At 43.1% G+C, this 22,084-nt stretch carries 17 protein-coding genes, 1 tRNA gene and 1 pseudogene; 7 read left to right on the plus strand and 12 right to left on the minus strand.

Features of this window, described 5'->3' with window-relative positions; genetic code table 11:
• Positions 1–2: 2 nt before the first annotated feature.
• The 8 genes from nuoH to M1P97_RS19290 all read right to left on the minus strand — a co-directional run bounded on the left by nuoH (position 3) and on the right by M1P97_RS19290 (position 8,538).
• Positions 3–1,091, minus strand: coding sequence for an NADH-quinone oxidoreductase subunit NuoH (gene nuoH / locus M1P97_RS19255; RefSeq protein ID WP_195374756.1), 1,089 nt, complete (start codon positions 1,089–1,091; stop codon positions 3–5).
• A gap of 13 nt (positions 1,092–1,104) precedes the next feature.
• Positions 1,105–2,226 carry an NADH-quinone oxidoreductase subunit D gene (locus M1P97_RS19260; protein ID WP_195374755.1) on the minus strand — a complete coding sequence of 374 codons (1,122 nt, stop codon included), beginning with the start codon at positions 2,224–2,226 and terminating at the stop codon, positions 1,105–1,107.
• Between the two features lie 26 nt (positions 2,227–2,252).
• Complete coding sequence (locus M1P97_RS19265; RefSeq protein ID WP_249389928.1) at positions 2,253–2,702, minus strand: NADH-quinone oxidoreductase subunit C; 450 nt, start codon at positions 2,700–2,702, stop codon at positions 2,253–2,255.
• Positions 2,699–3,244 carry an NADH-quinone oxidoreductase subunit B gene (locus tag M1P97_RS19270; RefSeq protein ID WP_195374753.1) on the minus strand — a complete coding sequence of 182 codons (546 nt, stop codon included), beginning with the start codon at positions 3,242–3,244 and terminating at the stop codon, positions 2,699–2,701. Before M1P97_RS19270 ends, M1P97_RS19265 begins: the two co-directional genes overlap by 4 nt.
• Positions 3,235–3,585 carry an NADH-quinone oxidoreductase subunit A gene (locus M1P97_RS19275; protein ID WP_249389929.1) on the minus strand — a complete coding sequence of 117 codons (351 nt, stop codon included), beginning with the start codon at positions 3,583–3,585 and terminating at the stop codon, positions 3,235–3,237. Before M1P97_RS19275 ends, M1P97_RS19270 begins: the two co-directional genes overlap by 10 nt.
• Positions 3,586–3,709: 124 nt before the next feature.
• On the minus strand, positions 3,710–4,111 hold the full coding sequence (locus M1P97_RS19280; protein ID WP_249389930.1) for a hypothetical protein: 402 nt from the start codon (positions 4,109–4,111) through the stop codon (positions 3,710–3,712).
• A gap of 196 nt (positions 4,112–4,307) precedes the next feature.
• On the minus strand, positions 4,308–5,999 hold the full coding sequence (locus M1P97_RS19285) for a tetratricopeptide repeat protein (protein ID WP_075559884.1): 1,692 nt from the start codon (positions 5,997–5,999) through the stop codon (positions 4,308–4,310).
• 304 nt (positions 6,000–6,303) lie between these two features.
• Positions 6,304–8,538: a T9SS type A sorting domain-containing protein gene (locus M1P97_RS19290; protein WP_249389931.1), complete on the minus strand. Its 2,235-nt coding sequence runs from the start codon at positions 8,536–8,538 to the stop codon at positions 6,304–6,306.
• Between the two features lie 162 nt (positions 8,539–8,700).
• Between M1P97_RS19290 and M1P97_RS19295 the strand changes: the two genes are divergently transcribed.
• The gene (locus M1P97_RS19295; protein ID WP_075559886.1) at positions 8,701–10,341 is read left to right on the plus strand and encodes a fumarate hydratase; all 1,641 of its coding nucleotides are present in this window, start codon (positions 8,701–8,703) and stop codon (positions 10,339–10,341) included.
• A gap of 591 nt (positions 10,342–10,932) precedes the next feature.
• On the opposite strand, the gene pnp is transcribed toward M1P97_RS19295, so the two are convergent.
• Positions 10,933–13,158 carry a polyribonucleotide nucleotidyltransferase gene (pnp, locus tag M1P97_RS19300; RefSeq protein ID WP_195374748.1) on the minus strand — a complete coding sequence of 742 codons (2,226 nt, stop codon included), beginning with the start codon at positions 13,156–13,158 and terminating at the stop codon, positions 10,933–10,935.
• Positions 13,159–13,361: 203 nt separating this feature from the next.
• Between pnp and M1P97_RS19305 the strand changes: the two genes are divergently transcribed.
• From M1P97_RS19305 to M1P97_RS19315, 3 genes are all read left to right on the plus strand, one after another.
• Complete coding sequence (locus M1P97_RS19305; protein WP_195374747.1) at positions 13,362–14,519, plus strand: TlpA disulfide reductase family protein; 1,158 nt, start codon at positions 13,362–13,364, stop codon at positions 14,517–14,519.
• A gap of 193 nt (positions 14,520–14,712) precedes the next feature.
• Positions 14,713–15,183: a transcription elongation factor GreA gene (gene greA / locus M1P97_RS19310; RefSeq protein WP_028726457.1), complete on the plus strand. Its 471-nt coding sequence runs from the start codon at positions 14,713–14,715 to the stop codon at positions 15,181–15,183.
• Positions 15,184–15,194: 11 nt separating this feature from the next.
• Entirely contained in the window at positions 15,195–15,590 is a 396-nt protein-coding gene (locus tag M1P97_RS19315; protein WP_249389932.1) for an HIT family protein, read from the plus strand.
• Positions 15,591–15,801: 211 nt separating this feature from the next.
• On the opposite strand, the gene M1P97_RS19320 is transcribed toward M1P97_RS19315, so the two are convergent.
• Complete coding sequence (locus M1P97_RS19320) at positions 15,802–16,896, minus strand: PspC domain-containing protein (RefSeq protein WP_249389933.1); 1,095 nt, start codon at positions 16,894–16,896, stop codon at positions 15,802–15,804.
• A 12-nt stretch (positions 16,897–16,908) separates the two neighbouring features.
• Positions 16,909–17,235, minus strand: a complete 327-nt coding sequence (locus M1P97_RS19325; RefSeq protein ID WP_075559891.1) for a PadR family transcriptional regulator — start codon at positions 17,233–17,235, stop codon at positions 16,909–16,911.
• Positions 17,236–17,455: 220 nt separating this feature from the next.
• On the opposite strand from M1P97_RS19325, the gene M1P97_RS19330 reads away from it, so the two are divergent.
• The 3 genes from M1P97_RS19330 (at position 17,456) to M1P97_RS19340 (ending at position 20,596) form a co-directional block, all read left to right on the plus strand.
• On the plus strand, positions 17,456–19,264 hold the full coding sequence (locus tag M1P97_RS19330; RefSeq protein WP_249389934.1) for an AMP-dependent synthetase/ligase: 1,809 nt from the start codon (positions 17,456–17,458) through the stop codon (positions 19,262–19,264).
• A gap of 52 nt (positions 19,265–19,316) precedes the next feature.
• A protein-coding gene (gene prfB / locus M1P97_RS19335; RefSeq protein ID WP_097677889.1) for a peptide chain release factor 2 occupies positions 19,317–20,442 on the plus strand; the annotation gives its coding sequence in 2 pieces (ribosomal slippage) (positions 19,317–19,379 and positions 19,381–20,442; 1,125 coding nt in all).
• 80 nt (positions 20,443–20,522) lie between these two features.
• Positions 20,523–20,596 (plus strand) — tRNA-Ile (locus tag M1P97_RS19340).
• A gap of 1,177 nt (positions 20,597–21,773) precedes the next feature.
• Here M1P97_RS19340 and M1P97_RS19345 read toward each other — a convergent pair.
• Positions 21,774–22,084 (minus strand): annotated as a pseudogene (locus M1P97_RS19345) (beta-galactosidase); the annotation flags it as partial.

Genomic DNA, 22,084 nt, shown 5'->3' on the forward strand with positions numbered 1-22,084 from the left:
GTTTATATATACCATTCGAATACCGCAACCGTCGCTGCAATAAGTACATTGACAATACTGATGGGCAGCAGGTATTTCCATTCCAGACGAAGCAGCTGGTCTATACGGATACGTGGAAATGTCCAGCGGAACCACATGATCAGGAACACCACAAAGAATACCTTACCGAAGAACCAGATAAATCCCGGTATATAATCCATCGCTGCATTGAATCCGTCGAGCCCGTGAATGTAGAGCGGTTGCCAGCCTCCGAAAAATACCGTTGCAGCCATCATAGAGGCGATCAGCATATTGGTGTATTCCGAGAGAAAGAACATGGCGAACTGCATACCTGAATATTCGGTGTGGAATCCGGCTGTCAGCTCCTGCTCGGCTTCCGCCAGGTCGAAGGGCGCACGGTTGAGTTCTGCTGTTGAGGCAATGATAAATATCATGAAAGAGATAATAGCCGGGATATGTCCCTTGTAAATCCACCATCCGTCGGCCTGCGAGTTAATAATGTCGAGAATCGACAGTGAGCCGCTCATGGCAATCACGGCAATCAACGACATGCCGACTGAAAGCTCGTAACTCACGATCTGTGCACCGCTACGCATAGCCCCCAATAGCGAATATTTATTGTTACTGGCCCATCCCGCCATCATCACCCCGATCACGCTGATCGATGAAACGGCAGTGACGTAAAGTACCCCGATATTGATATCCCACAACTGCAATCCCGGCGAATAGGAGAATGGAACCAGTGCCAGAAAGCTGGTGGTCAGTACGATGAAGGGCGCCAGGGCAAAGAGGAACCTATCCGCCTTAAACGGTGTAACGCACTCTTTCAGAAGCAGCTTCAATACGTCGGCGATAGCCTGCACGGAGCCACACCAGCCTACGCGCATCGGTCCGAGACGCAACTGCATGAAACCGGCAATCTTTCGTTCGGCGTAGATCATCAGAATAACCAGGACAACGATCATTACGATAAGGGCGACGGCTGCAAGGATTAACTCGACAGCCAATGCCCAGCCCGGCGACAGATAGTCGGACAATGTTTGCCCGATCCATTGGATAAGACCTGTGAAATCTATTTGTAAACTTGTCATTTCTTTTTGTTTTTTATCTGTCAATATCAGGTATTATCAGGTCGAGTGTCGACATGATCGCCACAAGATCTCCCACTTTCGAACCGACTGACAAAGGTTTGAGTGCCGTCAGATTGCTGAAGTTCGGTGTCCGGAATTTCACACGCCAGGGTTTGGCAGAGCCATCGGCAACAATATATACACCCAGTTCACCACGTGCAGTCTCTACCCGCTGATAGTATTCTCCTTCCGGAAGCCTCAGCATTCCTTTGGATTTATTGCGGAAGGAACCTTCCGGTATGCGGTCGATCAGTTGTTCGATGATGGAGATAGACTCTTTCATCTCTTCCATCCGGACCATGTAACGGTTCATGCAATCTCCCCCGGAGAAAAGAATCTCTTTGAACTCTACCTGATCGTAAACATCATAAGGAGCCTGTTTGCGGACATCGCATGAAATACCCGAGCCTCTTGCAACCGGACCTGTGCAACCCAGTGAAACGGCAAGCTCCGGAGTCAGTGTACCGACACCATCCAGGCGTTTACGGAAGATGATATTGCCGGTAAGCAGTTCGCCGTATTCATGTTCATGTTTTTTCAGGGAGGCGAGTACCTCTTTTACCTTGCGTACGAAATCCGGATGTAAATCCTGCATAACACCGCCCGGCGTAATATAATTCATCGTCAACCGGTTACCTCCCGTCTCCTCAAAGATTTCGAGTATCATTTCCCGCTCGCGGAATGCGTAGAAAAAGGGAGAAACGGCTCCCATATCCAATCCCATACAGCCCCACCAGAGCAAATGCGAGGCGAGACGTTGTAATTCCGCCATGATAACCCTGATTACCTGCGCACGCTCTGGAACTTCAAGGCCGGCTCCTTTTTCGATACAGAGAGCGCATGCCTGATTGTTCATGTGGGCTGAGAGATAGTCCATCCGACTCGTCAGATAGATAAATTGCTTGTATCCCAACGATTCGCACATCTTTTCGATGCCCCTGTGAATATAACCCGGATGCGGGTCCATATTCAGGATCGTTTCACCATCCAGTTGCGTACGCAAGCGAAGTACCCCGTGTGTAGACGGGTGTTGCGGCCCAATGTTTATGATAAAACCGTCCGATTCGTCAGGTGTTATTTCCATATATTTTTCCATGATTAATACCTATTAAGTTGTGTAGCTTACAAATCAAGCGTGTTCACAAAATCCTTACGTAATGGATATCCTTCGAACTCTTCATCCAGGAATAACCTGCGCAGATGCGGATGATTATCGAAACGGATACCGAACAGGTCATATATCTCGTCTTCGAATAATTCTGCTGCTTGCCATAACTCATAGAGTGAAGGAAGGAGAGGAGTCGCTTCCCGCTCCACGTGTGTTTTCAGGATCATTTCATGTCCTTTGCCTACCGCACGCAGGTGACAAACCAGTTCAAAATATTCGCTACGGTCTGTTACTGTTTCGCAAACCAGTTGATTGAAACCAAATGCCTGGTCCTCTTTCAGCAGATGGGCGGTATCCATAAGCTCCTCTTTAGCGATTGTCAGAGCCGGAAGTCCGAAGCTTTCTCCTATATCTTTCCCCTGGAAACGGTTGGAGAGTGATGTTGTCAGTTCTTCTTTATTCATAACTCCGGTTCGTCTTTAGGTTTCTCTATTACATACGCTTTTTGCAATTTGATTTTTTGCTGCAATGCCATCATTCCCTGCAATAAGGCTTCCGGCCGGGGTGGGCAGCCCGGAATATAGACATCTACCGGGACAATCTTGTCTACGCCCCGTACGACTGTGTAGCTGTCTTTAGCAAATGGGCCGCCGGTAATCGTACAGGCTCCCATAGCGATCACGTATTTGGGTTCCGGTATCTGGTCGTACAAACGGCGTAGTACCGGAGCCATCTTGTTCGTGATTGTTCCGGCTACAATGATCAGGTCGGCCTGCCGTGGGGTGGCGCGTGCCACTTCGAAACCGAAGCGCGACCAGTCGTATTTGGCGGATGCTGCACTCATCATTTCAATAGCGCAGCAGCTGGTTCCGAAAGTCAATGGCCAGAGTGAATTACTACGGGCCCATCCGGCAATTTTGTCTATGGTCGTAACCAGGACATTCTGTCCCAGGTTTTCGCGAAACTCTTCCGGTATTTCGGGTAAAAAGTCTTTTTTCATTTCCATTGCAATGCTTTCTTTTTAAATGCGTAAAGCAATCCCATGAACAGGAACAGCATAAAAAAGATAATCTCGACCAGTGCCGGGGCACCTACTTCTTTCAGTGTGACGGCCCAGGGATAAAGGAACACCATTTCCACATCGAAGATGAGGAAGGATAAGGAGAAGAGGTAATAACCTACATTAAACTGTCCCCAGGATGTTCCTTCCGTGGGAAGACCACATTCGTATGCCTCCCCTTTGACCAGGTTTCTGCGTTTCGTTGACACCTGTTTGCCTACGCCTATAGCCAGGCCGGCAAAACCAATGCCGGCGAACAGCATTAGTAAAATTGATATAGCTCCCATATCTGTTATGAATTAATTAAAAGGTAGATAACCTTTGCCGAACGAAGATGGTTACTTCCGGCAATAGCAATTTGTGCCGTTCCTGTCTACAGGAATAGCCTATAAGATATCAGTAAGAATTGATTTAAATAATAATCCTTCGCAGTTCGTAGATAAAATGTGCGAAGCGGTAATGAAGGGATGATGCGTCGATAATCTGTAAAGTCGATATTAATTCACTGGTACGCTGGCGTAGATTGAACTCTTTCAGAAATTGATCCGAATGAGATTTGTTTTCCAGCCGGAGTGAATTATTGGAGTTACTTCTTTCGCGTGACAGCTTGGATAGAATATGTATATAGTTACAGTTCTCTGCCAGGTCGAATATTAACTCATGTTGCTGTTGTAAGGCTCTGTCTTTAATCGTTTTCTCGACAGAACTCAATTGTACGTTCCCGTGACGGATACATGTATCTATATTTGTAGCGTCCTGAGTACCTATCAGTATCAGGCTTAAAAAAACAAGTATAGATAGCAATCCTTTCATCTGGTAAAACGTCTGTTTATTTAAATTAGCACGCAAAGGTGTAAAAGGTTGACAAGATGACAAAACATTTTGTCTTAAATTATATAATAAGAACCATATTTATGTGTGGTTTGCTCTTGCGTTCTGGCTGTTATGTATTAAAATAAAGGCTGCCTCCGTATGGAAGCAGCCTTTTGTATGTAGGTTGTAAGCTTAATTACTTAACCAAGCTAGCGAAATCTGCGTTAGTTGCATATTTAGCAAATTCCAGATCGATAGCAGCTTCTTTAGCCATAGCTTTGTCTGCAGCGATAGCAGCTTTCAGGTTGCTGATAACACCGTTTGCATCGTTTGTACGAGCAGCAACAACAGCTTTCAGGTAAGAAGTAGTAGCATCAGGATTAGCAACAGCATTCAGAGTCTGAGAAGCTTTGCTGTAATCTTTTACTAACAACTGAGCCAAAGCAGCGTTGTTTGTCTTAACAGAACCGAAAGAGTTGACAGCCTTAGCATATTCGCCTTGTTCCAGATAAAGAACACCCAGAGCTTCGCCTAATTCAGCTACACCTGCAGCGTTACCGAACAATTGCTGAGCTTTAGCCTGGTCACCCTTAGTCAGAGCGATAAGACCTAAGTTCATGTTAGCTTCGTTGTTAGCCTTAACAGAGTTAGATTTGTTGAACATCTGTTCAGCCTTAGCCAGGTCACCAGCCTTGAACGCCATCATACCGATGTTGTTCCAAGTGCGGTAGCAGTTAGGATACAGTTCAGAAGCTTTTGTATAGATAGCCATCTTTTCAGCATCGTTGTTAGTCAGAGTAGCAGCATACAGAATTTCTTCAATGTTCAGTTCTGCAGGGTTGCTCTTAGCTAATGCGCTGATTTCGTCGTCAGACTTACCGATGATTTCGATGTTAGCAGTCAAACGAGAACGACGCAACTGAGGTAAGATAGTTTCTGCCAGATCAGAATATACAGCAGAGATGTTTTTGATTTCTTTTTCTCTTGTTTCAGGATCCTGGTACATAGAGATAACTCTTAATACTAGGTCTTTATCCTGCAGGTTGGAAGCAGATACCAATTCTTTGAAGCCTTCCCAGTCCTGAGCAGTGTAACGTGCATCAACCGGAGCATCAACTTTCATTTTCTTCAATTCTTTAGCCAGATATTTAGAAGTATTACCTTCACGTCTTTCAGCCAAACCTGTGTTCAGTTTAACACCACCATCAGGAGATGCATAAGCAGAAATTTCGATTGCTACATTCTGGTTAGGAGCTTCGTCAGCATTTTTTACCAGGTCTTTCCAATCTTTGATAGATGTAGAGTTCAGTTCTTTTGAACGGAGTTCTGCCTGTTGGATAAGGAACATGATGTTAGCATCGTGAGCTTCTTTGATGATACGCTGGAATTTATCAGCAGCGATAGCAGCAGTTGCAGTAGCAGCGTCAGCCAATTCAGAAGTTGCGATTACGCCTTCACCGATCTTTACGTCCGGCAATTTAACTGTTTTGTTCTTGATCTTTGCGTCGAAAGTCAGATACAATTCTGATTTCTTCATTTCCGGTTTGTAAGTAAAAGCAGATTTCATTGTTACGTTAGCACCTTCTTTCTGCGGGATAACCTGGTTGTTACCTTTTACTTTTTCACCTTGATAAGTGTAGGATGTTCCCCATGCTTCACCACCTGCGTAACGAAGAACCGGAGTTACTGTTACAACAGCTTTTTTATTGAACCATTTTGCAGGGAATGTTGCGTTGATAGTTACCGGAACTTTGCCTCCGATAGCCTCTAGCGGCTGCGGCTCAGCTTTGATATACTCTTCAGCTAGCGGTTTCAACTTGTTAGAACAAGAAGAAAGGGTTAAAATTGCTGCCATTACGAAGAATGACAATAAAAACTTTTTGTTCATAATTTGATGTAAGTTTAAAATGTTACTATGTTTATATATTCTCTTCCAATTGTCCCTTAGCCATCAAAGTGCAAAACTAAAGCATTTTTTTGTTATGAATAGCAAAGATACAATAAAATCTTTCTAATTAATACTTATTAATGAATCCGTGTCCCCTTTTTTGCCGAAACGGATATAAATAGCAGGATTTACGGACATTCCTTAGCCTGAGTTCCTGATATAATTAGGTTAATTTTTTGTATTTACTATATCGTTATCAATACAATAAAGCAGCGTTTCCGACTTGCTTATTGTGTATTTTTGATTAAAATAATATCTTTTGCGTGAAACTTTCATTATTGTAAGTAACTCGTATCAGATAAATCCCTGTTGTGACAGAGGGTGTTGTGACTATGTTTTGGCCAGTATAGACCGTTCCGCTCCGTACTGTTCTTCCGTCTGTCGTAATCATTGAGTATTGGGCTTGTCTGATATTCTCCGGGAGCAGGATATAGACTGTTTTTGGAGTCGATCCTGTAAATATGCGGATAGGATTACTTTTTGCGATGGATGTGTTGGCCGATGTGGTGTTATATTGGATAACCGGGTCGATAAACAGAGATGTATTCATCGGTGATGCCGGGTGAGCGGTCGCTTCGATCCATTCTTCTTTATAATGAATCCAGGTCGTGTTTTTACTGGTTTCTCCTTTTGGTAGATTAAATGCCGAAAAGAAGGCACCATCTGTAGAAGATTTGATTTTATAACCGATAAAGAAAGTCCCGGATACCGTGATCGGTTCTGAGAATGGGATGAATGACTCCTGGTCACGGCTCAAAGGCTTAAGCGAGTCGATAAATAATTTACCCTCTTCTTTGAAGGTGGTGAACTTCGGTTTGAATGCTTCGGTATGTAAAAGTTTTTCCGGTTTGTTGCTTCCGCTGTAAACGGTTATTTCTATATCGATATTTTTAGAGTTGGCGATAGATGGATTAACTATATATGCACCAAAAATGGAGGCATCCCCTGTTGTTTTATACATTTCTGTAAATTCGGTCATACCTAATGAGTTGTTACCGAAAGCCGGTCCTTTTCCGGGTGAGGGAAGGGCGGTCGTTTCTATCGTGTTTATTTTACCGCTTTCACTGATATTGCTCAGGCGGATAGCTGGTGTTGTGGCATATGGGTCGATACCGTTACAGATAAGTTCTTTGTTCCGGTTGGATGGATCGAGCCATGTTTTTAGTTGTTTGTCCGGGTCGGGTGATATATCCCAACTTCGGCTTAACATGTAGAAGTAATCGTTGTATGGTCGTGAACATGCTGATGCTCCTCCGGACAAGCCTCCGATTATCCGGTTATTATTATTGAACAGAGGAGAACCGGAAGAACCTCCATAGGTGCTCCCCTCTGTCCATTCCTCTACATGCCAGTGTCCGTTTTCTTTAAATGGATGCTCGGGATAATGAAAAGTAGCTATTTTTACATTATCGGTTTTTGAAACCCTTTTTACGGAAGCATTCGGGTGGTGGATATTGATATAGGGTGCTGTTCCCTCGTCTTTGGCATTCCATCCTGCATAATAAGGTTGATAGTAGACTGGTGGAGTTTCCAATAGTTCAAGCAGAGCCATATCCGTACTCTCGTTGGTCGCTCTGAAGTAGGTCGAAGCCATCGACATCTCTTCCGTCCCCCTCATTATAGGGTCGCAAAGCGGACTTTCGTAGTTGAAGAAAGTTACAATGCTTCCGGCGATCTGTTCATAGTCCGGATTTTCAATTGAAAATTGGTTGTTCAGGCAATGGGAGGCTGTCAGGATATAAGGCTTTCCGTCGTTTTCTGTGTTATTAATTAATGTACCTGTACAAGCCGTCTCTCCATTAAGTACGATCAGGACGACGCTACGTCCGACGTCATCGTATTTATCTGTTTCCTGTTGCAGGCAGGCTAACGGTTTCATACACCAGAAAAAGGGATTGTCACCGTTAGGTTCATATTCTTTCAGTCCCCGATAGTCGTGGTTGACTTCTCCTACTTTCAGTCTTCCATGAAAGGGAACATTGGCAGGTTCCTGATATTCGATGATCAGTTCGTCACCCTGTACCGGTGAAACGGGTAGTATCCCGAGTTTCGAATTGTTCAGATAATTGAATGAACCTAATATATGTGTCTGGTCAGGATTATACAGGAAAAGCTGGGCACCTTCGGGTAATTCGAATTCAGTAAATAATACATTGATGGAATAAGCTTTGGCCGAACGTATGCCTAACCGCCACACACGAGTCCCGTCGGCCAGTGTAAAACTGGTGCCTGAGTTTTCCGGTGTAAAGTCTGTCATAAACTTATAGGCGAAATGATAGCCGCTGCGTAAGTCGCTTTCATTCAGTGAATCGATACGTAATTGTTCATCTATGTCAAAGGGGGGCATTTCTTTGAATATACTTCCGGAGCGGGTACTTAATACCGTCATCGGAAGAGGTTTTCCTCCGTGACTGATTTGCCCTGTCAGATGGTCGGATATCAACAGGCATAGCGTGAAAAGTACGACTAGCTTTTTCATGTTCTTGCAAATATATGTTTTTCTTTCAACTATTTCATTCCTTTCGGCGAACAAAATGGTGAAACCTCTCTCGTAATTCGTGATTTTTATCTAAGTTTGCCAATCGAAAAAGGATCATTCTGAATTATAAAACCAATAATTACATAATTAAATAATAAAGATATGGCAACACCTCCTTTCAAGTATCAGGCACCGTTCCCACTCGGGCCGGATACAACAGAGTATTATCTGCTTACAAAAGATTATGTATCGGTATCCGAATTTGAAGGACAGCCGATGCTGAAAATTGCAAAAGAAGGACTTACAGCGATGGCTAATGCTGCTTTCCGTGATGTGGCTTTCATGCTTCGTCCTGAGCACAACGAACAGGTGGCTAAGATCCTGAGCGATCCGGAAGCCAGCGACAACGACAAGTTCGTGGCATTGACTTTCCTGCGTAATGCGGAAGTATCTGCAAAAGGGCAGCTTCCTTTCTGCCAGGATACCGGTACGGCTATTATCCACGGTGAAAAAGGCCAGCATGTATGGACAGGATATTGCGATGAAGAAGCGCTTTCTCTGGGTGTTTACAAAACTTATACGGAAGAAAACCTGCGTTATTCACAGAATGCTCCTTTAAATATGTACGACGAGGTAAATACGAAATGTAACTTACCTGCACAGATCGACATCGAAGCTACTGAAGGTATGGAATATAAATTCCTTTGTGTAGCTAAAGGCGGTGGTTCTGCCAACAAGACTTATCTGTTCCAGGAAACAAAAGCGATCCTGAACCCGGCTACTCTGGTTCCGTTCCTGGTAGAAAAAATGAAGACATTAGGTACGGCTGCTTGCCCTCCTTATCATATTGCGTTCGTTATCGGTGGTACTTCTGCTGAAAAGAACCTGTTGACAGTGAAGCTGGCTTCTACTCATTATTACGATAACCTGCCTACAAGCGGTAACGAAGGCGGACAGGCTTTCCGTGATATCGAATTAGAAAAACAGGTCCTGGAAGCTGCCCACAACATCGGTTTGGGTGCCCAGTTCGGTGGTAAGTATTATGCTCACGATGTACGTATCGTTCGTCTGCCCCGTCACGGTGCTTCTTGCCCGGTAGGTATGGGTGTTTCCTGCTCTGCCGACCGTAACATCAAATGTAAGATCAATAAAGACGGTATCTGGATCGAAAAGATGGATTCAAATCCTGGCCGCCTGATCCCTGAGGAATTGCGTAAGGCAGGTGAAGGTAATGCTGTAAAGATCAATTTGAACCAGCCGATGGCTGATATCCTGAAAGAGTTGACTAAATATCCGGTATCGACTCGCCTTTCTCTGAGCGGAACGATCGTGGTAGGCCGCGACATTGCTCATGCTAAACTGAAAGAACGTATCGATAAAGGGGAAGGTCTGCCTCAGTATATCAAAGATCATCCTATTTATTATGCGGGTCCTGCCAAGACTCCTGCCGGAATGGCTTCCGGTTCCTTCGGCCCGACAACTGCCGGTCGTATGGACTCGTATGTCGACCTGTTCCAGGATAATGGTGGTAGCATGATCATGATTGCCAAGGGTAACCGTAGCCAGCAGGTTACAGATGCTTGTCAAAAACATGGTGGTTTCTACCTTGGAAGTATCGGTGGTCCGGCTGCTATCCTTGCGCAGGAAAGCATTAAGAAAGTAGAATGTCTGGAATATCCTGAACTGGGAATGGAAGCAATCTGGAAGATCGAAGTAGAAGACTTCCCTGCATTTATCCTGGTTGACGATAAAGGCAACGATTTCTTCAAACAACTGAAGCCACGTTGTTCTTGCAGTAAATAAACGAATTATTAAATAAGAGGTAAAGAACCTGCTCTGTTTTTCGGGGCAGGTTTTTTTGTGCATTAAAAAAGGTGTGCCTCTGCCAACACGTAATTCACGTTGCAATGCGCCTGTTCCGCCTGTACTGTTTTCCGATAGCACACCCTACATTTTTAGCTCAAATATGGCTGTTATTTTCACGAAAACTACTTATTCTTCTCCTTTAGATCCCCTTTTAAGGCCCTTTTGCACCCGGGTTTGAGCGGTGCTAAGACCCGGATCTCAGCACCCTTTACACCCGGGTCTCAGAAAAGAAAAGTCCCTACTTTGTTGAAAATAAGTCATATACTTAGTCGGTTTTGTCAGGCTGTTTTATGATAGTATGATGGTTGAAAATAGAGCTATCATAGGAACTGTCATTCTCTATGTGTATTGAAATACAATTGGTGTGTGCTGCTGAATGATAGTATGATAGTTGATTTGAAAAAATGATCTGTTTGAGTTTTATGTGTATGGGTTGTAACGTGTCTGAAAAGTGAAGGCCGGGTATAAAAAAAGAGCCATCCTGTCGCAGGATAGCTCTTTATATATTATATATAAGAAAGTCGTTTATTAACGATCGTTACGGCGATCTCCACGGTCCTGACGAGGACCACGGTCGCCGCGATCACCACGGTCCGGTCTCGGGCCTCTTTCTGGTCTCGGCGGACGTTCTTCGTAGCCTTCCGGCTTCGGCAGCAACACCTTACGTGAAAGTTTGAACTTACCGGTCTTTGCATCGATGTCTACCAATTTAACCTGAATAGTATCACCTTCTTTCAAACCTGCCTGTTCTACTGTTTCCAGACGAGCCCAGTCAATTTCAGAGATATGAAGCAGACCGTCTTTACCCGGCATGAATTCAACGAATGCACCGTAAGGCATGATAGAAGATATCTTTCCTTCGTATACTTCGCCTACTTCCGGAACTGCAACGATACCCTTGATGGCTCTGATAGCAGCATCGATTGTATCTTTGTTGGTTCCTGAAATTTCGATACGACCGAATCCGTCAACTTCTTCAATCGTGATAACAGCACCTGTCTTTTCCTGAATACCCTGGATGATCTTTCCGCCCGGGCCGATTACAGCACCGATGAATTCTTTGCCGATTGTCATCGTTTCGATACGAGGAGCATGCGGTTTCAGATCTTCGCGGGGTGTCGGTTGAGCTTCCATGATCTTTCCTAAGATATGCATACGGCCTTCTCTAGCCTGTGCCAATGCATTTTCAAGAATTTCGTATGACAGACCGTCTACCTTGATGTCCATCTGAGTAGCAGTGATACCGTCTTTTGTTCCTGTTACCTTGAAGTCCATATCGCCCAGGTGGTCTTCGTCACCTAAGATGTCGGACAGGATAGCATAGTTCTTACCTTTATTTTCAGAAATCAGACCCATTGCGATACCTGATACCGGTTTCTTCATCGGAACACCGGCGTCTCTCAATGCCAATGTACCGGCACAAACAGTTGCCATAGAAGAAGAACCGTTTGATTCGAGGATATCGGAAATTACACGGATCACATAAGGGTAATCATCCGGAATCATACGTTTCAAAGCACGGTGGGCCAGGTTTCCGTGCCCGATTTCACGACGTCCTACTCCACGTGATGCTTTTGCTTCACCGGTAGAGAACGGAGGGAAGTTATAGTGTAAGAGGAAACGTTCTTTGCTATGGTTCAGTACGTCGTCAACCATCTTTTCGTCGGCTTTGGTACCGAGTGTAACAGTTGTAAGTGACTGAGTTTCACCACGTGTGAAAACTGCTGATCCGTGAGGTCCCGGAAGATAATCTGTTTCGATCCAGATCGGACGAATTTCAGTAGTCTTACGGCCATCCAGACGTTTGCCTTCGTCCAGAATTGCACGGCGCATAGCTTCTTTTTCTACATCGTGATAGTAACGGCCGATCATTTCAGCCTTTTCAGCCAGTTCTTCTTCTGTGAAGTTGGCTTTATATTCTTCTATGATTGCTTCAAAAGCATCGAAGCGCTGGTGCTTGTCTGTACCTGATGTGGCAACGGCATAAGCCTTTGCGAAACATTTGTCATGTACGTCTTTACGCAGTTCTTCGTCGTTTACTTCGTGGCAATATTCGCGTTTTACGAGTTTACCGCATGCTTCCGACAGTTCGAGCTGAGCCTGGCACTGTACTTTGATCGCTTCGTGAGCAATCTTGATAGCTTCAAGCATTTCAGATTCCTGTACTTCAGACATTTCGCCTTCTACCATCATGATGTTGTCGATTGTAGCGGCAACCATCATGTCGATATCTGCTTTTTCCAATTCAGAGAATGTCGGGTTGATAATGTATTTGCCATCTACACGTGCTACACGTACTTCGGAGATCGGACCGTTGAAAGGTATATCTGAAACGGCCAGTGCAGCAGATGCAGCCAAACCTGCCAGTGCATCCGGCATGTCTTCGCCGTCGGCAGAGAACAATATAACGTTTACATATACTTCAGCATGATAGTTGTCCGGAAATAACGGACGCAGTGCGCGGTCTACAAGGCGTGATGTAAGGACTTCGTAATCAGAAGCCTTTCCTTCTCTTTTTGTAAAACCTCCCGGGAAACGGCCAAATGAGGAGTACTTTTCTTTGTATTCAACTTGCAGCGGCATAAAGTCAACACCGGGATTTGCATCTTTTGCGGCACAAACAGTAGCCAGCAACACTGTGTTGCCCATACGTACGGTAACCGCACCGTCCGCCTGTTTTGCCAACTTCCCGGTCTCGATGGTGATGGTTCTTCCATCAGCCAACTCGATCGTCTTGTTAATTGGATTAAGCATAATCTTCTTTCTTATTTTTCTATCTGTAAAAATTGGTGCAAATGTAATGAAAGTTTACCTGTAAATGCATGAAAATGAAAATAAAAAACATCAGAAAAGTTCTTTTTTATAAAAATAAAGGGAAGATTTTGAGAATAATAGTGTCACAATTGTAAAATAATGTATATTTGCATCGGAATTACGAACATTGTAAAGAAGAAATGATGAAACAAATATCTGCACAATTACTGCTTGTCCTCGGAATATGCATGCTGTTATTCACAGCGTGTAATAATGCGTCCGATTTTACCGTGAAAGGAGTTGTTTCCGGAGCTGATGGGCAGACCATGTATCTGGAAAACGTCGGTATATCGAATGTCGAGACTCTTGACTCTGTCAAACTGACGGCTGCCGGTAAATTCAAATTCAATCATAAACGTCCGGCGTATCCTGATTTTTATCGCCTGCGTCTGAATAATCAACGGATCAATTTTGCGATCGACTCGGTTGAGACGATCACGATTGCTGCCGATGCAGGTACATTTGCTACTTCATATACCGTGGAAGGTTCTGAGAATTCAAAAGCGATCAAAGCAATTACCCTGGCGCAATTGGATGCTAACCAGGCTATCGGCAGGTTGCGTAAAGAATATGAAGATAAACATATAGCAGACACGACTTATCGTGCAAGAATACTGGAAACGGCAGAGGCCTATAAGGAGGTTGCCCGTAAATATATATACTCGGCACCGATGTCGACTGCTGCTTACTTTGCATTATTCCAGCAGATTGACGGTCTGTTGTTCTTCGACCTGTATGACAAGAATGATGTGAAGGCTTATGGTGCCGTAGCAACCAGCTACGACCATTTCTATCCGGGAAGTCCCCGTTCCAAACATCTGTATAATCTGACACTGCAGTCGATGAAGGTGCTTCGTGCACAACGTCCGGTGAACTTTGATAATGTGAAAACAACCGAAGTGAGTTTTCTCGATGTCGAGTTGCCGAACCTGAAAGGAGAAGTGGTGAAGTTGTCGTCTGTGGCTGAAGGTAAACCTGTTGTGATCAATTTTACTGCTTATCAGGCAGAATGGTCTCCGGCTTTAAATATGACTTTGGGGGAACTTTATACAAAATATAATGGACAGGGATTGGATATTTATCAAATCTCTTTGGATTCCGATGTTCATTTCTGGAAAAATGCTGCTTCTAACCTGCCTTGGGTTACCGTGCGTGATCCGCAGTCGGTTTATTCGCAGATCGCAGGATTGTATAACGTGAAGCAACTCCCCGCGATTTTCATACTCGATCGCAAAGGTAACCTGGTTAAACGTGTGGATGACGTGAAGACCCTGGAAGCTGATGTGAAAGCAGTACTTTAATATATCGCGCTAACAATCAGATTTATATGTTGTAAAGCACTTGCGAAGATTTGTGCATTTTGAAAAGATGTCTTATCTTTGCCTAGTCTTAAATAGAGAGAAAAAGGAGTTCCGGCCAGGTTGTTGGTCGGGATTCTTTTTTTATATGTGGTATAAATATTAATTTAATAATCAATAATTAGGAGGATTTACTATGGCTGTTAGTTATATGACAGAAGACGGCTACAATAAGCTTTTAGCTGAGATCAACTATTTGGAAACCGTGAAACGTCCTGAGATTTCTGCCCAGATTGCTGAAGCCAGAGATAAAGGAGATTTGTCTGAAAATGCAGAATATGATGCTGCAAAAGAAGCTCAGGGTATAATGGAAGCAAAGCTGTCACAGTTGAAAGGTTTGTTGGCCAACGCCCGTTTGATCGACGAAACGCGTGTTCAAACGAACGAAGTTCAGATTTTGAATAAAGTAAAGATTAAGAATACGAAAAACAATGCTGTGATGACGTATACTTTGGTGTCTGATTCGGAAGCGAATCTGAAAGAAGGTAAGATTTCTGTCAGCACTCCGATCGCTCAGGGTCTGATGGGCAAGAAAGTTGGTGACGTGGTGGAAATCAAAGTTCCTTCGGGGTTAATGACTTTCGAAGTAATGGAAATTTCAATTTAATACAATAAGTTATGGCAACAATATTCAGTAGAATAGTGGCCGGTGAGATACCTTGCCATAAAATTGCGGAAGACGAAGAATTCTTTGCCTTCCTGGATATTAACCCGGTTGCAAAAGGGCATACATTGGTGATTCCCAAGAAGGAAATTGACTATATTTTTGATCTGGAAGACGCATTGTTAGGGCGAATGATGGCATTCGCCAAGCGTGTGGCCCGTGCTCAGGAAGCGGCTATTCCCTGTAAGCGTGTAGGGCTGGCTGTAATGGGTTTGGAGGTACCTCATGCTCATATCCATCTGATCCCTATAACGAAGGAGTCGGATATGTATTTTGGTGGTGAGAAAATGACAATAAGTCAAGATGAATTAGCTTCAATTGCCGCCTTGATAAGAAAAGCGTACAAATAATTGGGTAAAGTCTTTTTTTATTGAAAATAATACGTATATTTGTAACCACTATTTCTGTGTAACCCCAAGGGACTCAGAGGTAGTGGTTTTTTAATGATTCATTAGTGGTTTTTACTCATAAATTTGTTAACCTTAGAAGAAAGGCCCCTCTGAGACAGAGCGGCCTTCTTTTTTAAACACACATTTTAAACGACAATCATTTTATTTCCTTCTATATATGTATAGAGTAACCGTTTTGCCAGAAATAAGGAGTAAGAGCCGGTAATCCAACATGTACAAAATAGATCACGCAACCGCTCAAAGCAATTATCCACAAGACAAGCAGTGTCCATTTAGCGGAATTAGGAAGCGGTTTCAGATTGAACAGTTGTCCGCATATGGCATAAAGCAGGGAGATTGCCGGTATGCCAATCAATAATATAGTGCCAATACAACCGATGATGACCATATAAACAGGCTCTCCGTTATATAAATCCATTCCGAACGGTGAAAGGTGATACAGAACACTGGCTCCGCCTCCGAGTAATGCTACCGTTACAATGAATAATATGAATACGACGAGCAGGAGAGGAGGTAGTAGAATGATACCCGCCAATATAGCGCCGAATTTCAGGATGAAGCCGAACACTGTAACAAACAGGTCAGCTATTTTTTGAAAAAAACTTCTTGGCTTATCGGAGCTGATATAATCGTTTACGTTATTCGATACCTTTTCGAAACCGTCTGTAACAGTTTGTCCAATGGTTTCAAGTGTGACGCTTTTCCCTCGCATGATCAATCGGTCGGCTGCTGTTCTTGCTAACGGCATTACCAGCCAAAGAATGATATATAAAATAGCCATCCAATGTACGAAAGGGATAAAGAGCAACAGGATCATAGCTAATCTGACTGCTGTGGCATCCCAGCCCATATAAGCGGCAATGCCGGCTGCAACTCCACCGATCACCCGGTTGTCAGGGTCACGCATTAGTTTTTTCTTACCGGTAATGACCTGTTCCTGGAATACGCGTTTACCCGTAGTCTCTTTTTCATCTTCTTTTTCTTCTTCAAATATCTCCTCCGGTTTTCCCATGCGGTTGATGACCTCTTCGACATGTTCGATCGTGATGACTTCATGACCCAGACGGACCCGTTCGCCGAAAAGTTCGGATATACGCATTTCGAAATCGTTCATGATCTCTTCAGAGCCCTCTTCTTTACGGAAATGTATACGCAAATTGGAGAGATATTTATCTAATAGCTGATATGCATCTTCGTCAATGTGGAAAACTGTTCCTCCCAAATTAACAGTAAGTGTCTTCTTCATTGTTTTGCTGTTTTAATTGTTTCTGATGTGGTTGATTGTTTCGTTTAGTTCCTGCCAGGAGTTTTCCAGTTCTCCGAGAAATTCTTCACCTTTCTCTGTGAGTTGGTAATACTTGCGAGGCGGTCCCTGAGTCGATTCTATCCACTGATAACTTAATAATTCGCTGTTCTTTAACCGGGTTAAAAGGGGATATAAGGTGCCTTCAACTACAATCAATTTAGCCTCTTGTAACTTCTGAATAATGTCAGAGGTGTAAGCCGGCTCTTTCTTGAGAAGCAGGAGGATGCAATACTCCAGTGTCCCTTTTCTCATTTGTGATTTTACGTTCTCTGCATTCATCTCTTATAGTTTTATAATGCAAATATATGTATTGCCTATGTACTATGCAATACATGCTACTATGTTTATTCTATTTTAACATCCTCTTTCTATTGTGTCCGTAAGTTGTCGGGAGTACTTTTTGCACAAAAAGTACGATTGTGTGTAAAAAAAGGAGGGAATGTGTTGCTATTCAGTAGGAAAGCCGTACTTTTGTTGTATCAATTCAAAAAGAAGATTTATGGTTTATTACCACTATGCTGAATTAATTCATAAGCAGGCTGAAAAATATGGCTCGCGTACAGCTTTGAAATACCGCGATAATGAAAGCGGAAAATGGTTAAAGATCTCATGGAAAGATTTCTCTGAGTATGTAATGCTTACAGCAAAAGCGATGGCAGAGTTTGGAATAGAGGTACAGGAGAAAATCGGTATCTATTCTCAGAACATGCCTCAATGTTTGTTTACCGACTTCGGAGCTTATGGCAACCGGGTAATCTCTATCCCTATGTATGCCACTAATTCTCCGGCCCAGATAGAATATATTATCAATGATGCGGATATACACACCTTGTTTGTGGGCGAACAGTTGCAATATAATAATGCTTTTAAAGTCCAGAAAGAATCGTCTGTGTTAAAGCGCCTGGTAGTATTTGACCCAGCCGTTAAATTCAACCCGGACGATAAAACGTCCATCTATTTCAATGATTTTTTGCGTCTGGGGGATAATGCACATGCAGAGACTACCGTAAAGATCCGTACTAATGAAGCTACTCCTGGTGACGTAGCAACTATCATGTATACTTCCGGAACTACCGGCGAATCGAAAGGGGTCATTCTTCATCATTTCAATTATTTGGAAGCAATGCGTATTCATGATGTCCGTCTGCCGATGGTAAATGACAAGGATACATCAATGTGTTTCCTGCCTTTGACTCATATCTTTGAAAAGGCCTGGACTTATTACTGTCTGCATAAAGGGGTGAAGATAGCTATCAATCAGGATCCGAAGCAGATCCAGAAAACATTACCGGAGGTTCATCCAACCTTGATGTGTAATGTACCTCGTTTCTGGGAAAAAGTATATGTGGGAGTTCATGAGAAGATCAATTCTTCTGCTCCTTTTATGAAAAAGATTTTCCTGGACGCAATAGAAACAGGACGTTTGTATAATCTGGAATATAAGAATAAAGGGCTTCAGGCTCCTTTCTGCTTGAAATCCAAGTTTAAATTTTATGACAAGACTGTTTTCACTTTGTTGAAGAAGGTATTGGGTATCGAAAGGGGACGTCTGTTTCCTGTGGCCGGGGCTCCATTGTCTGATACGGTGAACGAATTCCTGCAATCTGTTAATATTCCTATTGTTTATGGCTATGGCTTGAGTGAGACTACGGCAACCGTATGTTTCTATCCGGAGATAGGTTTCCAGTTTGGTTCTATTGGTGAGATCATGCCGGGTGTGGAAGTAAAAATAGATGAAAGCAATGGTGAAATCCTGGTAAAAGGTAAGACGGTAACAACCGGATATTATAACAAGCCGGAAGAAAACGCCCGTTCGTTTACGGAAGACGGATTTTTCCGTACTGGAGATGCCGGACGCCTGGAAGGTAATGTGTTGTTCTTTACAGAGCGCATCAAGGACCTTTATAAAACATCCAATGGTAAATATATTGCTCCCCAGGCCATCGAGATGGAGATGAGTAGTGATAAATATATCGAGCAGATTGCGGTTATCGGCGATCAGCGTAAGTTTGTCAGTGCTTTGATCGTTCCGGCTTATCCTTTATTGGAAGAGTATGCTGAGAAGAAAGGTATAGTATACGGTAGTCGTGAAGAATTGGTTGCCAACAATGATATTATCCGTCTGATAGAATCGCATATTGAAGAACATCAGAAGAATCTGGCTTCTTATGAAAAGATCAAGCGGTTTACTTTGCTTCCCCAACCGTTTACTATGGAAGGGCGTGAGCTGACCGATACCTTGAAATTACGACGTCCGGTTGTCCTGCAGAAATATGCCGATCAGATTGAAGCTATGTATGCAGAGTAAACTGACGATTAATTTTCTATCTTTGCACAAAATTTAAAAGAAGAACAAGAGTATGATAACATCAGACCAACTACAGAATGTGTTGGAGCGCGAGCTCGCGCTGAGGGGGTATCTTTGACATAGATGGTAAGACCATCCAGTTAGAAGAAGAAGAATTGCGTACGCAGGACCCCGGTTTCTGGGAAGATGCCAAGCGGGCAGAGGCTCAGATGAAGAAAGTGAGGGAACTGAAAAAGTGGATTGAACTTTATAACGAGGTTCATGATGCCGCAGAAGAGTTGCAGTTGTCTTATGATTATGTAAAAGAAGAAATTATCACTGAAGCTGAGGTTGATGCTGCTTACAACAAGGCGTTGGAACTGGTAGAAAACCTGGAATTCCGGAATATGCTTCGTGATGAGGCCGATCAAATGAGTTGTGTCCTTAAGATCAACTCCGGAGCCGGCGGTACCGAAAGCCAGGACTGGGCTTCCATGCTGATGCGTATGTATCTGCGTTATGCTGAATCCAATAATTATAAAGTCTCTATCGCCAACTTACAGGAAGGGGATGAAGCCGGTATTAAAACGGTAACGATCAATATCGAAGGTGATTATGCATTCGGTTACCTGAAAAGTGAGAATGGTGTACATCGCCTGGTTCGTGTCTCTCCGTATAATGCACAGGGAAAACGTATGACTTCTTTCGCTTCCGTGTTTGTCACTCCGTTGGTGGACGATACGATCGAAGTGAAGATTGAAACGGCAGCAATTTCGTGGGATACGTTCCGTTCGGGAGGTGCCGGTGGACAGAATGTGAACAAGGTGGAATCCGGTGTTCGTCTGCGTTACCAGTTTAAAGATCCTTACACAGGTGAGGAGGAAGAGATCCTGATCGAAAACACGGAAACGCGCGACCAACCCAAGAACCGAGAAAACGCTATGCGTCAGTTGCGTTCTATCTTGTATGATAAGGAGTTGAAACATCGTCTGGCTGAACAAGCCAAGATCGAAGCCGGTAAGAAAAAGATCGAATGGGGATCACAGATACGTAGCTACGTATTTGACGACCGTCGTGTGAAAGACCACCGTACCAACTATCAGACTTCTGATGTGAACGGTGTCATGGATGGTAAGATCGACGAATTCATCAAGGCTTATCTGATGGAATTTGGTGGTGAGGAAGCTGCTGAAAAGTAAAGTTTTCACGAGAATACTTGCAAAATCCGATTAAATGTCGTAATATTGCACCCGATTTCAGAGTGACCCTCTGAAATACCGGTCCTATAGCTCAGTTGGTTAGAGCACCTGACTCATAATCAGGGAGTCCTTGGTTCAAGCCCAAGTGGGACCACAAAGGCAAAAGGCTAAACGGTTGATTTGAACCTGTTTAGCCTTATTTGTTTTTGTCTGTTTCCCCACATGTTCCTCGCATCATAAAAAACGCCCAAATCTCACGACCAGGACGGCCCAAAGCAATTAAATACCTCAATGGTATTTGTGACAAAAGTAATACTTTTTATTATTTTATAATTATGTCAACACAGGGCAAGCCGTACCTTGTATTACTAGTGCTTGCTTATGTCGGTGTAAGCTGGGATATTGGTATTAGAGATAAGAGAATGTCGGTTTTCCCAATAGTAAACCAAGCTGTCGACAACTATATCTTCTGCAGTCTTTTCATCTTGAATATAGGTATTATCTCTGAAATGTTCTCCAATATCTCAAACCATTGATAAGGTAAAGAGAGATAAAAAATGGAGATTATAGTATTTCTTTGTCATAATCGTATTTATATCTATGATATTGATTTATGTAGAATTCTTTTTGACAAAATGATAATTTAGCATCAGTTTGTAGGAGGTATACGAGATATGGGTCGGACTTGTCTTCATGCAGGCCATTCTACGTGAATATCAAAATGACATATGTGTAAGTTAATTTCTCTATTGCTGTTAAACTGGAATGAATATGTGAGCGATAGGGTAGTTTTTATTCGTGAATCGTCTGTACAGATGTATTTCGGTTCTTTGTTTTTGTTCACTTTTTTACTCGTTCTGGCATTGTGAATATGTTATTTAGCATGCAAAATCAGTCTTTTGACAGGCTATTTTCTCAAAATCTGGACTCCTATTTGTGAAAATCTCGTTTTAAACGGAGCTCAATCTCGGTTAAACAGAATTTTTTTTCGTTTTAAACGAAGTTGAAGTTTGTTTAAAACCGGGTTTTGGAATCATATTATTGAGTATCGGTGTTAAAATGTGTATCAATTCTTTCTCTGGAAGTGATTCGATATGTGATATTTATGTTTTTATTTTGCTCTTTTTTGTGTTAAAATGTTTTATATTTCTTCAAATTTGATCATTGTGATATCTTTTATTTCCACATTTAACAATCAGTTAGGTCGTGGCGTTAACATCGGTGCTACTTTTGAACAGGAGACCGATTATCCGTGAAGTGACGGTATAAAAAGTTTTATCCGGAGAGAATGTGTATTTTATTATGAAACACACATTCTCTGTATTGTTATTTTACTTTTGATGCAAAGCCCTCACTAATGCCGGATCGATCGAGATAGACGGATTGAAACGATCGGATGCCATATACTGTAAAATGCTTTGACGGAACTGGCGGGCAGCAGGACGCTTATCCAGATTCTTTTGCAAATCAACACTACATACCATCAATTTACCGTTACCGATCTTGCCTTCCAGTAGGATTCCCAGCTTCCGGTTCGTGAACCAATCGTCAATAATATGTACAACCGGACGGTAATCTGCCGGAAAATCATCCAGAACCATTGCGTTGCAATTGCTCACCAGATCCCACCATTGGTAATCGC

Origin of the sequence: Parabacteroides leei (assembly GCF_023369805.1) — a bacterium.
In the GTDB taxonomy this organism is placed as follows: domain Bacteria; phylum Bacteroidota; class Bacteroidia; order Bacteroidales; family Tannerellaceae; genus Parabacteroides; species Parabacteroides leei.

What these genes read in the sequence shown, in the direction of transcription:
- nuoH (WP_195374756.1), bottom strand. Translation starts at nt 1,091, where the DNA reads ATGACAAGTTTACAAATAGATTTCACAGGTCTTATCCAATGGATCGGG.
- M1P97_RS19260 (WP_195374755.1), bottom strand. Translation starts at nt 2,226, where the DNA reads ATGGAAAAATATATGGAAATAACACCTGACGAATCGGACGGTTTTATC.
- M1P97_RS19265 (WP_249389928.1), bottom strand. Translation starts at nt 2,702, where the DNA reads ATGAATAAAGAAGAACTGACAACATCACTCTCCAACCGTTTCCAGGGG.
- M1P97_RS19270 (WP_195374753.1), bottom strand. Translation starts at nt 3,244, where the DNA reads ATGGAAATGAAAAAAGACTTTTTACCCGAAATACCGGAAGAGTTTCGC.
- M1P97_RS19275 (WP_249389929.1), bottom strand. Translation starts at nt 3,585, where the DNA reads ATGGGAGCTATATCAATTTTACTAATGCTGTTCGCCGGCATTGGTTTT.
- M1P97_RS19280 (WP_249389930.1), bottom strand. Translation starts at nt 4,111, where the DNA reads ATGAAAGGATTGCTATCTATACTTGTTTTTTTAAGCCTGATACTGATA.
- M1P97_RS19285 (WP_075559884.1), bottom strand. Translation starts at nt 5,999, where the DNA reads ATGAACAAAAAGTTTTTATTGTCATTCTTCGTAATGGCAGCAATTTTA.
- M1P97_RS19290 (WP_249389931.1), bottom strand. Translation starts at nt 8,538, where the DNA reads ATGAAAAAGCTAGTCGTACTTTTCACGCTATGCCTGTTGATATCCGAC.
- M1P97_RS19295 (WP_075559886.1), top strand. Translation starts at nt 8,701, where the DNA reads ATGGCAACACCTCCTTTCAAGTATCAGGCACCGTTCCCACTCGGGCCG.
- pnp (WP_195374748.1), bottom strand. Translation starts at nt 13,158, where the DNA reads ATGCTTAATCCAATTAACAAGACGATCGAGTTGGCTGATGGAAGAACC.
- M1P97_RS19305 (WP_195374747.1), top strand. Translation starts at nt 13,362, where the DNA reads ATGAAACAAATATCTGCACAATTACTGCTTGTCCTCGGAATATGCATG.
- greA (WP_028726457.1), top strand. Translation starts at nt 14,713, where the DNA reads ATGGCTGTTAGTTATATGACAGAAGACGGCTACAATAAGCTTTTAGCT.
- M1P97_RS19315 (WP_249389932.1), top strand. Translation starts at nt 15,195, where the DNA reads ATGGCAACAATATTCAGTAGAATAGTGGCCGGTGAGATACCTTGCCAT.
- M1P97_RS19320 (WP_249389933.1), bottom strand. Translation starts at nt 16,896, where the DNA reads ATGAAGAAGACACTTACTGTTAATTTGGGAGGAACAGTTTTCCACATT.
- M1P97_RS19325 (WP_075559891.1), bottom strand. Translation starts at nt 17,235, where the DNA reads ATGAATGCAGAGAACGTAAAATCACAAATGAGAAAAGGGACACTGGAG.
- M1P97_RS19330 (WP_249389934.1), top strand. Translation starts at nt 17,456, where the DNA reads ATGGTTTATTACCACTATGCTGAATTAATTCATAAGCAGGCTGAAAAA.